Raw genomic sequence first — 14,564 nt, forward strand, 5'->3', positions numbered from 1 at the left:
CGACGGCGGGCGCGCACCGCCGTCGTCGTTTCACCGCCGGAAGTCCGGGCGGCAGCTGCCGAGCGCCTAGGCGTGGCCCGCGGCGCGCATCTGCCGCAGGTCCTTCTTCAGGTCCGAGACCTCGTCGCGCAGCCGGGCAGCCAGCTCAAACTGCAGCTCCGCCGCGGCGGCGTGCATCTGCTCCGTCATCTGGGCGATTAGCTCGCCCAAATCCTCGGCTGGTGCCGCGGCCAGACCGTCGCGGCGGATCTTGTCCTTGGGCACGGCGGCGGACAACCCCCGCTTGCCCTTGCCGTAGTCGAACTCCTTGAGCAGTTGCTGGGTGTCGGCGTCCTCGCGGGCCAGCTGGTCGGTGATGTCGGCGATCCGCTTCCGCAGCGGCTGCGGGTCCACCCCGTGTTTCTTGTTGTGCGCGACCTGGATCTCCCGGCGGCGGTTCGTTTCCTCGATCGCCTTGGCCATGGAGTCTGTGATCTTGTCCGCGTACATGTGCACCTGCCCCGATACGTTTCGGGCGGCACGGCCGATGGTCTGGATCAGCGAGGTGCTGCTGCGCAGGAAGCCTTCCTTGTCCGCGTCCAGGATGGCGACCAGCGAGACCTCCGGCAGGTCCAGGCCCTCGCGCAGCAGGTTGATGCCCACCAGCACGTCGAACGTGCCCATCCGCAGCTCGCGGAGCAGTTCGACCCTGCGAAGGGTGTCCACGTCGGAGTGCAGGTACTGGACCTTCACGCCGTGCTCGTTCAGGTAGTCGGTGAGATCCTCGGCCATCCGCTTGGTCAACGTGGTGACCAGGACGCGTTCGTTGCGTTCCACGCGCGCGTTGATCTCGCCCAGCAGGTCGTCGATCTGGCCCTTGGTCGGCTTGACGATGACCTCGGGGTCCACCAGGCCCGTGGGCCGGATGATCTGCTGGACATAGCCGTCGGACTTGGACAGCTCGTACTTGCCCGGCGTGGCGGAGAGGTAGACGGTCTGGCCGATCCGTTCCAGGAACTCGTCCCACTTCAGCGGCCGGTTGTCCATCGCGGACGGCAGGCGGAAACCGTAGTCCACCAGATTGCGCTTGCGGGACATGTCGCCCTCGTACATCGCGCCGATCTGCGGCACAGTAACGTGCGATTCGTCGATCACCAGCAGGAAATCGTCCGGGAAGTAATCCAGCAGGCAGTGCGGCGCGGTGCCCGGACCGCGGCCGTCGATATGCCGCGAGTAGTTCTCGATGCCGTTGCAGAACCCCATCTGCTGCATCATTTCGAGGTCATAGGTGGTGCGCATCCGCAGCCGCTGCGCCTCCACCAGCTTGTTCTGCGACTCGAGGACCTGCAGCCGGTCGCGCAGTTCGTCCTCGATGTCCCTGATCGCCCGGCTCATCCGGTCCTCACCGGCCACATAATGCGATGCCGGGAAGACGTACATTTCAGTCTCTTCGCGGATGATCTCCCCGGTAACGGGATGCAGCGTCTGGATGTTTTCGATTTCGTCCCCGAAGAACTCGATCCGCACGGCCAGTTCCTCGTACATCGGAATGATCTCCACGGTATCGCCCCGGACCCGGAACGTGCCCCGGTGGAAGTCGATGTCGTTGCGGGCATATTGCATGGCGACGAACCGGCGCAGCATGTCATCCCGGTTCATTTCCGCACCCTTGCGGAGCGTGACCATGCCCGCGATGTATTCTTCCGGCGTGCCCAGACCGTAGATGCAGGACACGGTGGCCACCACGATGACGTCGCGCCGGGTCAGCAGCGCGTTGGTGGCAGAGTGGCGCAAACGTTCGACTTCCTCATTGATGGAGGAGTCCTTCTCGATGAAGGTATCCGTCTGTGCCACGTAGGCTTCCGGCTGGTAGTAGTCGTAATAGGAGACGAAGTACTCCACGGCGTTGTTGGGCAGCAGCTCACGGAACTCGTTGGCCAACTGCGCGGCCAGGGTCTTGTTTTGCACCAGCACCAGGGTGGGCCGCTGCACCTTTTCCACCAGCCAGGCGGTGGTCGCGGACTTGCCGGTGCCGGTGGCACCGAGCAGCACGACGTCCTTCTCGCCCGCCTGGATCCGTTCGGTCAGTTCCGCGATGGCGGCCGGCTGGTCGCCGGCGGGCTGGAATTCGCTGACGACTTCGAAGGGCGCCACAACACGTTTGATGTCCTGCGCAAGACTCATGACGTTAACGGTAGACCCGATTGCGGTCAGGGTGGGTCCGGAATCGCTCTGGGCCTAACCCGGGCAGCGGATCCGCGCCTGCCTTGCCCGCTGACCATTGCCCGGTACCCGCCGCGTGCGGTAGATGTGTGGGTGCAGCCGACGACGAACGGAAGGCACGCCATGGACCTGGTTCGGACCTATCCCGAGGGTGTGACGTCGTGGATTGACGTCGAACACCGTGACCTTGAGGCGGCCAAGGACTTCTACGGCGGGATCTTTGGCTGGACCTTCGCCGAGGCCACTCCGCCGGGGGTATCTCCGCGCTATGTGATCGCCAGGCTCGACGGCCGGGACGTTGCCGGCCTCGGCGAGGGCACGGCGGGCGCCACCCCCGCGTGGAACACGTACGTCGCCGTCTTGGATTCGGAAGCGGCGGCAGAGAGGATCCGCTCCGCGGGCGGTCAGGTGCTCTCCGGCCCGGCCGACGCAGGTGACGGCGGCCGGGCGACGCTGTGTGCGGATCCGGCCGGCGTCCCGTTCCGGCTCTGGCAGGCGCGGAACCGGCCGGGTGCCCAGGCGGTCAATATGCCGGGCGCCTGGAACTTCAGCGACCTGCACGCCGCCGATCCCGCCGCAGCGTCGGCCTTCTACGGAGAGGTCTTCGGCTGGCGCTTCGACGACGTCGGTTTCGGCAGCATGATTCGCGTCCCCGGCTACGGCGACCACCTGCAGGCGACCAGTGATCCCGGCATCCGCGAGCGCCAGTCGGGCATCAACGTCCCGCCGGGATTCGCCGATGCCATCGGGTGGCTCACGGGCCTGCAGCCCGGCGAGACGGCACACTGGCACGTGGCGTTCACGGTCGCTGACCGCGACGAGACCGCCGCCGAGGCTGAACGCCGGGGCGGGACGGTGCTTGGCCAAACCACGTCCGACTGGACCCGGGATGCCCTGATCCGGGACCCGCAGGGCGCCGTGTTCACCGCCAGCCAGTTCGCCCCGTCCGCGGGGTGAGGCGGGCGCCGCTAGCTGCCGACGGCGGGCGGTTTCCACCCGGTGTCCCGGGCCCATTCGTTCATCTGCGGATCGGCCGTCCGGCTGAACCAGTCGTCCTTCGCACGTGCGTAGGCGCCGGTGGAGGGGTCGGACGCATGCTGGCCGGCGAGCCGACGCTTCTCGGCCAGATAGGCCGCAGCCGCGCGGGGGTTGGCCCGCAGCCAGTCCCGGAACAGCAGGGCGTAGCGCCACCCCGGGGAACCTGCTGCCCGGATGTGGACGTTGACGGCGCGGCCCGGGTCGGCGTTGCCGTGCAGTCTTTTCTGCCAGTCCCCGGGCTCCGGGTGCTGTGGTCTCGGGGTGTCGCGCCAGGTGCCGGGCCAGCGCGGGAAGCCGGCGGCCGCGAGTGCGTCCGCGGCGGTGTCGGCGTCGTCCAGGCTGCCCACGGTCACCTGCAGGTCCAGCACGTCCTTGGCCGGCAGCCCCGGAACGGCGGTCGAGCCAACGTGGTCGACGGCAAGGATGCGTGGGTCGGAGCGGCTGATCCGCGCCGCGAGCAGGGCTGCCTGCGCGGGCCAGTGTGGCTGGGGGTCGAGCAGGACCGGCGGGCCGGTGCGCGGAGCCAGCCGCCCGGCCAAGAGGTTGCGGTTGAAGGGCATCAGGCGTTCCGCCCAGAGCGCGTCCAGCGCCGCTGACAATTCCTCCCGGCTGCCGTTGTTTTCCAGCACGACGTCGGCGGCGGCCCGGCGTTCGGCCGGGGAGGCCTGGGCGGCGATGCGGGAGCGGGCGTCGGTTTCGCTCATGCCGCGGTCCTCCACCATGCGCCGCAGCCGCTCGGCTTCGGGCGCATCGATCACCAGCACCAGGTGGAAGGAGGGGCTCTGCCCGGTTTCCACCAGCAGCGGGATGTCCTGCACCAGGATGGCGCCCTCGCCCGCCGCCGCCGCCCGCGCGGCAGCGGTGGCGCGCACCAGCGGGTGCACGATCCCGTTCAGACGCTCGCGGTGTGCGGGATCGTTGAAGACCAGGGCACCGAGCGCCGGACGGTCAAGCCGGCCGTCGGCCGTGAGGATCCCGGGGCCGAACGCGTCGACGACGGCGCGCAGTCCGTCGGTGCCGGGCTCTACCACTTCCCGGGCGATGGCATCGGCGTCGATGAGGGTGGCGCCGAGCTCGGCCAGCCGCCGGGCAGCCAGCGATTTTCCGGCGGCGATGCCTCCGGTGAGTCCGATTCTGAGCACGGCCTTAGTCTAGCCAGCACGCGGACAGGCAACGCGCCACCACGGGCCCAACGTGCTGCGGGCGGTCCGGGCGCCGGCCCGCCCGCGTCCTTCCTCCGCACCGGGCCCGCCGTCGTCCTGCCCGGGCACCGGCCCGCCGTCGTCCTGCCTCCGCGGGCCTCGGTGCCCTGCCTCCTCCGGGCTTTGGTGCCCGGGCACGCTACTCTTCGTGCCCTTGGTCTGCGCTCATCTGGTCTTCGGCGGGCGGCGTTTCTCCGGGCGGAACGCCACCGCCGGGTTCCAGTCCGGTGATGTTCTGGCTCTCGGGATCGGGGTTGGCCGAGTCGCCTTGGTCGGCCGAGACCCGGCCTTCGTTGACGCCCTCAGGCGCGGCCGGGCCGTGGCCCTTTCCGCCTGAAACACGGGGGTCGAATTCCGGTTGGTTTTTCGCCATGGTTCCGCCGTTCGTTGCGCTTTCCGGCCGCACCGCGGGCGCGGCCCTGTGCACCCACACTAGGCACGCGTGAGCCCCCCGGACAAGGGACCGGGCGGGCGCACTAGGCTGGATCCTATGGTTCCCCCGTCCCCCGGCAGCAGCTACACCACGGTAGCCGACGAGCACCGGCACGAGATCGAAATCAAACGCTCGAGGTTCATCACGGTGCTGCGGCGGGTGGAAACTGAGCAAGAGGCCCGCGGCCTGGTCGCGGAGCTGCGCCGCGAATTCCACGACGCCCGGCACCACTGCAGTGCCTTCCTGCTGGGCCCGGACCGGGGCGTCCAGCGCTCCAACGACGACGGCGAGCCCGCCGGCACGGCCGGGGCGCCCATGCTGGAGGCCCTGCTCAAACGCGAGACGGCGCCCGGGGTGACGGACCTCAGCGACGTCGCGGCCGTCGTCGTCCGCTATTTCGGAGGCATCCTGCTGGGAGCCGGAGGACTGGTGCGGGCCTATTCGGAGTCGGTGTCGCAGGCCGTGGCGGCCGCGCCGCTGGTCCGGCGGCGCCGGATGCGCCTGTTCGCGGTGCAGGCGGCGCATGCCCACGCCGGGCGTTTGGAAAATGACCTGCGCGCGGCGGGCACCGGGGTGCTTGGCAGCGAGTACGGTGCGGACGGGGTCCGGATCAGCCTGGCGATCGACGACGAGCCCGCGGTCATTTCCCGGTTCGAGGAGCAGCTTGCCGCGCTGACCTCGGGTGGTCCGGGCGCGGAGCCGCTGGGCACGAAATGGGTGGACCTTGACTGAGCAGCCCGCGTTCGATTTTTCCGACCTCCGGCGCTGGCCGGATGTGGAGGCTGACAACCTCTTCGCCTACGACGCGGCGGACAGGTTGCTCCTGGACACCGCCGCGCCCCTGTTGGACGGCGTGGACGGCAGCCGGATCACGGTCGTCAACGACCACTACGGGGCGCTGACGCTGGCCCTCGCGGCAGCCGGCAAGCAGGGCATGCGCGTGATTCAGGACCCGCTCAGCTCCGAGCGGGCCCTGGCCAACAACGCCGCGCGGATGGGACTGGCAGGCTACCGGAATTTCCTGCTGGAACCGGCGGCGTTCGACGACGCACGGCTCGTGCTGCTGCAGTTGCCCCGCGCGCTGGATGCGCTGGAGGAGATCGCCGGCTGTATCGCGGCGGCCGTCTCGCCGGGCGTCACCGTACTGGCGGGCGGGCGCGTCAAGCACATGACCACCGCGATGAATTCCGTGCTCGGTGCCTCCTTCTCTTCCGTGACCGCGGGGCTGGCGCGGCACAAGGCACGCGTGCTCACGGCCACGGGTCCGCTGCCGGCGACGGGCGGGCGCTTTCCCCTGGCGGAAGAGCATGACGTCGGGCTGCCGGTTCCGTTGCGACTGCTTGCCTTCGGCGGCACCTTCGGCGGGCCCAAGCTGGATCCCGGGACACGGTTCCTGCTGCCCTTGTTGGCGGGCGCCCGGCAGGCGGAGCGCGCCGTCGACCTCGGTTGCGGCAACGGATCCATCGCGGCCTATCTGGCCCTCTCACGCCCGGGCATGCGGGTACTGGCCACCGACCAGTCGGCCTCCGCCGTCGCGTCGGCACGTGCAACGGCGGAAGCAAACGCCGTGGCGGACCGCGTGCAGGTTTGCCGGGACGATGCGCTGTCCACACTACCGGCGGCCTCTGAGCAGCTGGTGGTGCTCAACCCGCCGTTCCACATTGGCAACGCCGTGCACGCGGGCATCGCGCTGAAGCTCTTCGCCGACGCCGGGCGGGTGCTGGGGCCGGCCGGGGAACTCTGGACTGTCTGGAACAGCCACCTGGCCTACAAGCCGGCGCTGAACCGGCTCGTGGGTCCCACCCGGCAGGTGGCGAGGAACTCCAAGTTCACGGTCACCGTCAGCACACGGCGCTGAGGAGCGGCTCCCGCGTGCCGGGTGTCCCCTGCTGTGCCGCGGTTCCCGGGGCAGCCCTAGGTGCCGTAGTACCTGCGTAATTCGGCCTCTTCCTCCGGGGTGAGGCTGTCGGACGCGTCCGGCGAGGGCGAGTCCTTGATGGTGTCATGGCTGTAGGCGACATACACGTCGCGCGACTCGATGCGGGCTCCGGCGACCGGCACGAACTTTTCGCGGGTGTCGGCCAGGCCCAGGCCAACCGTGAGCCAGGTGATGGTTCCGGTCGCCGGATCCTGGTGGACCTGCCCCACTACGCCCAGTTTTTGCTGCTCGCTGTCCCACACTGTGGATCGCTGCAAGGCGTGAATGTCGACTTTTTCTGCCATGTTTTCTCCATTCCGGCCAACGGCCTGCGTGGGTGTGCGTACGTTCCTCACCCTAAATCCCACGCCTGGACCGGGCAAGGACCGCAGCAACCCCCGGGCGGGCACCGGCCGCGCAGCGACGGTCTTCCGGCGCTTAGGGAAAGGCGCCGGAGACGGCGGAACCCCCGCGCCCTGGGGGCGCGGGGGTTCCTCAGTCAGCGATGCCCGGTTGCCCCGGCGTCGAGAACCGTTGTTACTGGCCGGTCAGCTTCTCACGCAGTGCAGCCAGGGCTTCGTCGGAAGCCAGGGTGCCGCCGCTGGAGGCCGGAGCCGCCGGGGCGTCGGAGGAGTAGCTGGTCGGTGCGGCCTCGGACTCGCTCGGAGCCTCGGCTTCCTCTGCCATGGAGGCAGCAACCTGCTTCTTGTGGGCTTCCCAGCGCGCCTGGGCGTCGGCGTACTGCTGCTCCCACGCGGCGCGCTGCGCCTCGTAGCCTTCGAGCCACTCGTTGGTCTCCGGGTCGAAGCCCTCCGGGTACTTGTAGTTGCCCTGCTCGTCGTACTCGGCAGCCATGCCGTACAGGGCCGGGTCGAACTCGGAGCCCTCCGGGTCGACGCCCTCGTTGGCCTGCTTCAGGGACAGCGAGATGCGGCGGCGCTCCAGGTCGATGTCGATGACCTTGACGAAGACCTCGTCGTTGACGGAGACAACCTGCTCGGCCAGCTCCACGTGGCGCACGGCCAGCTCGGAGATGTGGACCAGGCCCTCGATGCCGTCTTCGACGCGGACGAACGCACCGAACGGAACCAGCTTGGTGACCTTGCCCGGGACGATCTGGCCCAGGGCATGGGTGCGGGCGAAGGTCTGCCACGGGTCTTCCTGGGTGGCCTTCAGGGACAGGGACACGCGCTCGCGGTCCAGGTCCACCTCGAGCACCTCGACGGTGACTTCCTGGCCAACCTCGACGACCTCGGACGGGTGGTCGATGTGCTTCCAGGACAGCTCGGAGACGTGCACCAGGCCGTCGACGCCGCCCAGGTCCACGAAGGCACCGAAGTTGACGATCGAGGAGACGACGCCCGGACGGACCTGGCCCTTCTCGAGCTTGTTGAGGAAGGTGGAGCGGACCTCGGACTGGGTCTGCTCGAGCCATGCACGGCGGGACAGCACAACGTTGTTGCGGTTCTTGTCCAGCTCGATGATCTTCGCTTCGATCTGCTGGCCGATGTACGGAGCCAGGTCGCGCACGCGGCGCATCTCGACGAGGGACGCGGGCAGGAAGCCGCGCAGGCCGATGTCGAGGATCAGGCCACCCTTAACAACCTCGATGACGGTGCCGGTAACAACGCCGTCCTCTTCCTTGACCTTCTCGATGTCGCCCCAGGCGCGCTCGTACTGAGCACGCTTCTTGGACAGGATCAGGCGGCCTTCCTTGTCTTCCTTGGTCAGCACCAGGGCTTCAACCTCGTCGCCGACGGAGACAACTTCGCCCGGGTCGACGTCGTGCTTGATGGAAAGCTCGCGGGAGGGGATGACACCTTCGGTCTTGTAACCGATGTCGAGCAGGACTTCGTCGCGGTCAACCTTGACGACAGTGCCTTCGACCAGATCGCCATCATTGAAGTACTTGATGGTCGCGTCGACGGCTGCGAGGAAGTCTTCAGCGGTACCGATGTCGTTGATGGCGACCTGCGGGGTACCGGGCTTCTCGGTGGAGGTGATGGTCATGTAGTAGGGGCTCCGATGTGGATAGTTTTCTGAGTTCCGCTGCTGCCCTGCTTCCCGGCGCGCAGCAGCATTGAACCGCTGCAGCGCAAGGGATGCATTGCCGTTTACGGAAACGGACTGATGTGTTTTGGTGAAGCTCATGGAGCCTGCCCTTCACTGAAGGGCTCTCCATACGCATTACGCGCCCAATAAGTCTAACTGGTCGCGCCAATCCCGGCAAAGCGACCCGCCTGCTCGACGGGGCAGGGTCACACCGAAACGGCGTCCGGCGGCCCCCTTCGGAAGGATCAAAAATGCGTGATGCAATACGGAGGGGTGTCCGTTGCGAACAGCCGGTCCATCCTGGACACTGCCTCCGCTGACGTACCGGAGAAGTGGCCGCCCGCCGCCAGGGTCCGCGCCCGGACTCCGCCCAGATAGAGCGAGCCCAGGGAATCCACGGGCACTGTGGCGTCGACGTCCGCGTCCTCCGGCAGCACGTCGACCACTCCCCGGCCGTCCGTGACGGTCAGCCGGTAGGCGCCGCCGCAGATGTCCAGCGGATCGGTGATCCGCAGGGTGCACGAGCCGTCGTGCAGGTACGGCCTGGCTTGGAGGGCCGCTACCGGGTCCAGCACGCGCAGCCACAACACATCTTCGACCGCCGCCACCTCGTAGCCGCGGCTGTCCGCCAGTCCCCACGCCAGCGGATCTTCCACCGGCCCTAGCGGGAACTTGATCCGTTCCACCAGGTCCAGCGACCCGAGGTAACGCCACAACTCCACGTACGCATCCTGTCCGGCGGCAACCAGGTCAGCCACTTTCACGGTGTAGGGCTTGCTGTCCCAGCCGGCAAAGCGGTAGCTGACATAGCCGTCCGGCCGGCCGTCGCCGTCGTAATGGACGGCCGCCCGCAGCGACTTGTCTTCCGACGCCTTGTCCTCGCTCCAGCGGCCGGAGACACGGAAGGCGTAACTGGCCTGGCGTCCGACCGAGCCAGGGGTTCGGGCGTGGAACCCGTTGAATATTTCCGGCGCCAGGTCCTGGAGCGAAGCCGGGTCGGCCAACTCCATCGTCCCCGTCGCCGCGGCGCGCAGCCCGAACCGTTCGCGGGCATCGATTTCCACTTCGCGGATGAACGTCGCCGCGCCAAACCCGAAGCGTCCGTAGATGGTGGCCTCGGAAGCGGTGAGCGCCGCCATCGCGAGTCCCCGGCCGGCCGCCTGCTTCAGGTCGTCGGTGATCATCCGTCGCAGCAGGCCGCGGCGCCGATGCGTCGCCCTGACCGTCACCGCGGTGATCAGGTGGGTGTCCAGCAGCTGCCCGCCGCCCACGTTCAGGGTGTTGACCATGGTGGCGTAAGTAGCGACAGGTACTTGGGGGTCCCACACGCCAGGGCGCTGCGTGTCGTCGTAGGCACCCCACAGGATTCGCTGGTCCATCCCGTAGACCCGGGCGTAGGCGGCGATGTCGGAGGCATCGGGCTTGCCGTCGTGGAACCCGAACCTGACCGCTTCGAACCAGCCGAGGGTCCTGGCGTCGGGCCGGTCGCCGTCGAGCCCGGCGGCAAACCGGTTGATGCGGATGTTTTGGCGGGTTTCCTGGGTGCGCGTGGTCACGATCTACGAGCCTAGCGGCACCTCCCCCGGTCCACCAGAGGGAGCCGCAGCCATCGCACAGAACCGTCACCGCCTCCGCGTGCCGGGGACACTGGAGGCTGGACGTGTCTAGTGTCCGGCTTCCTGCCAGTTGGCGCCGACGCCGACGGACACGTCCAACGGCACGGTCAGTTCCGCGGCGCCGCCCATTTGGGCGCGCACCAACTTCTCCACCTGTTCCCGCTCCCCCGCCGCTACTTCGAGCACGAGTTCGTCGTGGACCTGCAGCAGCATCCGGGACTTCAGTCCCTGGTGGCGCAGCTCCTCCGAGACGCCGAGCATGGCCTTCTTGATGATGTCCGCCGCCGATCCCTGGATGGGCGCGTTGAGCGCGGCCCGCTCCGACATCTCGCGCAGCTGGCGGTTGTCGCTGGCCAGGTCCGGCAGGTAACGGCGGCGGCCTTCGATCGTAGAGGTGAACCCGTCCACCCTGGCCTTGTCCACCACTCCGCGCAGATAATCGCGGACGGCGCCGAACCGCGAGAAGTATTCCTTCATCAGCGTCCGCGCCTCGTCCACGGAGATGTTCAGCTGCTTGGACAGCCCGAAGGAACTCAGCCCGTACACCAGGCCGTAGGACATGGCCTTGACCTTGGCGCGCATCTCGCTGGTGACGTCCTCGGGCGCGACCCCGAAGATGTGCGCGCCGACAAACCGGTGCAGGTCCTCGCCCGAGCGGAATGCCTCGATCAGGCCTTCGTCTCCGGACAGGTGGGCCATGATGCGCATTTCGATCTGCGAGTAGTCGGCGGTCAGCAGCAGCTCGTAGCCCTCGCCGACAACGAACGCTTCGCGGATGCGCCGGCCGGCCTCCGACCGGACCGGGATGTTCTGCAGGTTCGGGTTGATGGAGGACAGCCTGCCGGTGGCTGCCACCGTTTGCGCGTAGGTGGTGTGGATCCGCCCATCGTCCGCCACGGTCTTGCGGAGGCCTTCCACCGTCTGCCGCAGCTTTGAAGCATCGCGATAGGCGAGCAACTGGACCAGGAATTCGTTGCCCGTCTTGGCGAACAGGTCGTTGAGCGCATCGGCGTCGGTCGAATAACCGGTCTTGATCTTCTTGGTCTTCGGCAGCCCCAGCTCCTCGAACAGCACCGTCTGCAACTGCTTGGGCGAGCCGAGGTTGATTTCCTTGCCGATGATGCCGAAAGCCGCCGAGCTGGCTGCGTCGATGGTCACGGTGAAGTCGTCCACCAGCCGGTCCAGCGCGCCGGCGTCCACGGCAATGCCGTCCAATTCCATCCGCGCCAATACCAGCGACAGGGGCAGGTCAAGCCCGCCCAGCAGCTGGTTGGCGCCGCGGTCCACCAGTTGTCCGGCGAAGTGTTCGCTCAGCTGCAGCGCGGCGAATGCCTGCACGACGGCCGGTCCGGCCTTGTCATCCTCGGACAGGCCGAGCTCCAACTGCCCGTTCGCCGCGGCTTCGGGGGCCGCCACGGACATCTTCAGGTGGTACTGGGCCAGGTCCGCCAGTTCGTAGCTGCGCCGGTCCGGCTGGATGAGATAGGCCGAAATCGCGGTGTCATCGACGACGCCCAGCAGCTCGAACCCGCGCCGCGAGAGAACTTTGTAGGCGTACTTGAAGTCGTGGACGACCTTCGGCGCGTCAAGGTCGGACAGCCAGTGAGCCAGCAACTGCTCGGCGTCGGCGTCCAACGAAGTCAGCGGCACGTAGGCGGCCTGGGCGTGGGCCACCAGGGCCAGCCCGACGGCGTCGTCCCCGCCTTCCGCGGTTTCGGCCACCAACTGCAGGGCAACGTTGTGCTGGTTGGTCTCCTCCAGCCATTCCTTCAGGGCGGCCGCATCGGTGACCACCGTGTGGGCGGGGGCATTGACCTCCGTCTCGCGGACGGCGTCCTCCTCGCCGAAAAGGTCGAAGAGCCGCTTGCGCAGGGTGTTGAACTGGAGCGCATCGAAGAGTTCCTCGATGGCGGTCCGGTCGGGGTGCTGCAGCACCATGTGCTCCAGCTTCACGGGCAGGTCCAGATCCCGGAGCAGGTGGTTCAGCCGGCGGTTGCGCTTGACCGAATCGACATTGGCCCGGAGCGCCTCGCCGACCTTGCCGCCGATCGAATCCAGGTTCTCCAGAATGCCTTCGACGCCGCCGTAGAGGTTGATCCACTTCGCCGCGGTCTTGGGGCCCACGCCGGGGACGCCGGGAAGGTTGTCGGCGGTCTCACCGACGAGCGCCGCGAGATCGGCATACCGCTCCGGCCGGACGAAGTACTTGGCTTCCACCGCGTCGGCGTCCATCGGCGGGATGTCGCTGATGCCCTTCTTCGGGTACAGCACGGTGACTTTGTCCGTGATGAGCTGGAACGCGTCCCGGTCCCCGGACACCACCAGAACCTCCCAGCCGGACTTCTCCGCCCGCTCACTCAGGGTGGCGATGACGTCGTCGGCCTCGTATCCGTCCAGGGTGACGGTGGGGATCTGCATCGCCTCCATCACCTTGACGATCAGGTCCACCTGGCCGTGGAATTCCTCGGGGGTTTTGTTACGGCCGCCCTTGTACTCGGAATACTCCTCGGTTCGGAAGGTGGGAGTGTCCAGGTCAAAAGCCACGGCGATGTGGGTCGGTTCGCGCTGCTCGATCATCTTGATCAGCATGGAGGTGAAACCGTAGACGGCATTCGTGTGCTGGCCGGTATCCGTGGAGAAGTTTTCCACCGGCAGGGCGTAGAACGCGCGGAACGCCATCGAGTGGCCATCGATCAGCAGCAGGCGCTTTGGCCCCGACGCTTCGCTCTCCAGGCCGGAAACGGGGGCTCCCTCTGCCTCTACTGTCGCGGTCGCTGCGTCCGGTTTGTTAGTTTCACTCACACCTGCCAGCCTAGTTCCCATGAGCGACAAATTCACACCCGGCGACAGTGCTGCGGGACACTCGCAGGGCGCGCTTCCGGCCACGGCCGCGGCCACGATTGCCGAACTGGTCGACGCCGGTGTCCCGGAACACTTGCACCGGTGGCTGATACACACCGGGGTGGGATCGCTCGTGGTGAAGATGGGCATCGTTTTCAGCGAGATGACCCCGCAGCGCATGGTGGCAACCATGCCGGTGGAAGGAAATACTCAAGTGGCGGGCATCCTGCATGGCGGCGCACACGTGGTGCTGGCTGAAACGCTGGGGTCCTTCGCGGCGACTCTGCACGCGGGAGCCGGCCGCCACGCCGTCGGCATCGAAGTCGGCGCCAGCCATCACCGCTCCGTCTCTTCGGGCCTGGTCACCGGCACTGCGACGGCCATCCAGCTGGGGCGTTCGCTGACCGTGCACGAAGTCGTGATGACCGATGAGGACGGGCGGCGCCTCTCCACGGCGCGGATCACCAACCTGATCCGCGACAACGCGTAGGCACTCTTCGAAACCCTGGCCCGCAAGCCCGGAGGCCAGATCGGCGCACTGCTGGGATCGGCGTCAGCGCCACTCCCCCTTGCGCTGGTCAGCGCCACTCCCTCTTGTGCTGGCAATTTAGGCGGCCGACGGGGCGAGCTTGTCCCTCGGAATTTTCACTACTGCCCAACCGCCCGCAGTGCAGGCGCTCCGCCGGGCACCGTCGTCGGCGTCGTCATCGCTGTTCGCCGCGGCAGCGGCCAACGCGCCGTGAATCATTTCTGCGCTCGATGCCAAGGATGGCTGGGCGGTCCCTGCGGCCGACATCACTGTGCCCGGCGGCACCGTCTCGGTTCTGGCCTTATCGGTCTCTGACGCTCCGGTTGGCGGGGTGCCTGGTAGTGGTGGCGGGGTGGAGGTGTAGGTGTGTCCGGTGGGGGTGGTGGTTTCCACCGTGTGGTGCGGTCCGTCGAGGGGGCGGCTGGACCAGCCTTCGGCTTCCTTTGACTGGTTGCATTGTTCACACAGTCCCTGGCCGTTGGCCATGGTCGTTTCACCGCCTTGCGTCCAGGGCACGATGTGGTCGATGTGCCGGATCGGGGCGTCGCACCAGGGCCTTGCGCAGACCGCGTGGCGGGCGTGGATCATCCGGCGCATCCCGTCCGGGAATCTTCGTGCGGCCGAGTCCATCCCCAGCAGCTGCCCGGTCCCCGGCGCGGTGTAGAGGCGGCGGACCCAGACGTCCTCCACGGTGGCCTGTTTCAATACCTTGGTGCGTTGGGCCTGCTCGCGG

General features: G+C 67.7%; 12 protein-coding genes. 4 read left to right on the plus strand and 8 right to left on the minus strand.

Annotated features, from left to right (window positions below):
* Positions 1-66 precede the first annotated feature (66 nt).
* Entirely contained in the window at positions 67-2,163 is a 2,097-nt protein-coding gene (uvrB, locus tag AC5RUH_RS03670) for an excinuclease ABC subunit UvrB (RefSeq protein ID WP_494023150.1), read from the minus strand.
* 162 nt (positions 2,164-2,325) lie between these two features.
* On the opposite strand from uvrB, the gene AC5RUH_RS03675 reads away from it, so the two are divergent.
* Positions 2,326-3,159 carry a VOC family protein gene (locus tag AC5RUH_RS03675; RefSeq protein ID WP_494023151.1) on the plus strand — a complete coding sequence of 278 codons (834 nt, stop codon included), beginning with the start codon at positions 2,326-2,328 and terminating at the stop codon, positions 3,157-3,159.
* A gap of 11 nt (positions 3,160-3,170) precedes the next feature.
* Here the strand turns inward: AC5RUH_RS03675 and coaE are convergent, their stop codons facing one another.
* The gene (gene coaE / locus AC5RUH_RS03680) at positions 3,171-4,382 is read right to left on the minus strand and encodes a dephospho-CoA kinase (RefSeq protein WP_494127906.1); all 1,212 of its coding nucleotides are present in this window, start codon (positions 4,380-4,382) and stop codon (positions 3,171-3,173) included.
* Between the two features lie 199 nt (positions 4,383-4,581).
* Complete coding sequence (locus AC5RUH_RS03685; RefSeq protein WP_493999616.1) at positions 4,582-4,815, minus strand: DUF6480 family protein; 234 nt, start codon at positions 4,813-4,815, stop codon at positions 4,582-4,584.
* A gap of 117 nt (positions 4,816-4,932) precedes the next feature.
* On the opposite strand from AC5RUH_RS03685, the gene AC5RUH_RS03690 reads away from it, so the two are divergent.
* Together AC5RUH_RS03690 and AC5RUH_RS03695 are read left to right on the plus strand one after the other, a co-directional pair.
* Positions 4,933-5,607: an IMPACT family protein gene (locus tag AC5RUH_RS03690; RefSeq protein ID WP_494127907.1), complete on the plus strand. Its 675-nt coding sequence runs from the start codon at positions 4,933-4,935 to the stop codon at positions 5,605-5,607.
* Positions 5,600-6,733, plus strand: coding sequence for a class I SAM-dependent methyltransferase (locus AC5RUH_RS03695; RefSeq protein ID WP_494127908.1), 1,134 nt, complete (start codon positions 5,600-5,602; stop codon positions 6,731-6,733). Before AC5RUH_RS03690 ends, AC5RUH_RS03695 begins: the two co-directional genes overlap by 8 nt.
* 56 nt (positions 6,734-6,789) lie before the next feature.
* Here the strand turns inward: AC5RUH_RS03695 and AC5RUH_RS03700 are convergent, their stop codons facing one another.
* The 4 genes from AC5RUH_RS03700 to polA all read right to left on the minus strand — a co-directional run bounded on the left by AC5RUH_RS03700 (position 6,790) and on the right by polA (position 13,284).
* Positions 6,790-7,098: a PRC-barrel domain-containing protein gene (locus AC5RUH_RS03700; protein ID WP_493999613.1), complete on the minus strand. Its 309-nt coding sequence runs from the start codon at positions 7,096-7,098 to the stop codon at positions 6,790-6,792.
* Between the two features lie 232 nt (positions 7,099-7,330).
* Entirely contained in the window at positions 7,331-8,803 is a 1,473-nt protein-coding gene (gene rpsA / locus AC5RUH_RS03705) for a 30S ribosomal protein S1 (RefSeq protein ID WP_493980210.1), read from the minus strand.
* Positions 8,804-9,090: 287 nt separating this feature from the next.
* Positions 9,091-10,401: a GNAT family N-acetyltransferase gene (locus tag AC5RUH_RS03710; RefSeq protein WP_494127909.1), complete on the minus strand. Its 1,311-nt coding sequence runs from the start codon at positions 10,399-10,401 to the stop codon at positions 9,091-9,093.
* 108 nt (positions 10,402-10,509) lie between these two features.
* Complete coding sequence (gene polA, locus AC5RUH_RS03715; RefSeq protein WP_494127910.1) at positions 10,510-13,284, minus strand: DNA polymerase I; 2,775 nt, start codon at positions 13,282-13,284, stop codon at positions 10,510-10,512.
* Here polA and AC5RUH_RS03720 point away from each other — a divergent pair.
* A complete protein-coding gene (locus tag AC5RUH_RS03720; protein ID WP_494076016.1) occupies positions 13,283-13,792 on the plus strand; it encodes a hotdog fold thioesterase in 510 nt (169 codons plus the stop codon). The genes polA and AC5RUH_RS03720 overlap by 2 nt on opposite strands.
* 117 nt (positions 13,793-13,909) lie before the next feature.
* On the opposite strand, the gene AC5RUH_RS03725 is transcribed toward AC5RUH_RS03720, so the two are convergent.
* Positions 13,910-14,564 (minus strand): HNH endonuclease (locus AC5RUH_RS03725; protein WP_494127911.1); only part of this gene is annotated, 655 nt, incomplete at its 5' end.

It is taken from the genome of Arthrobacter sp. Y3223166, assembly GCF_059090935.1.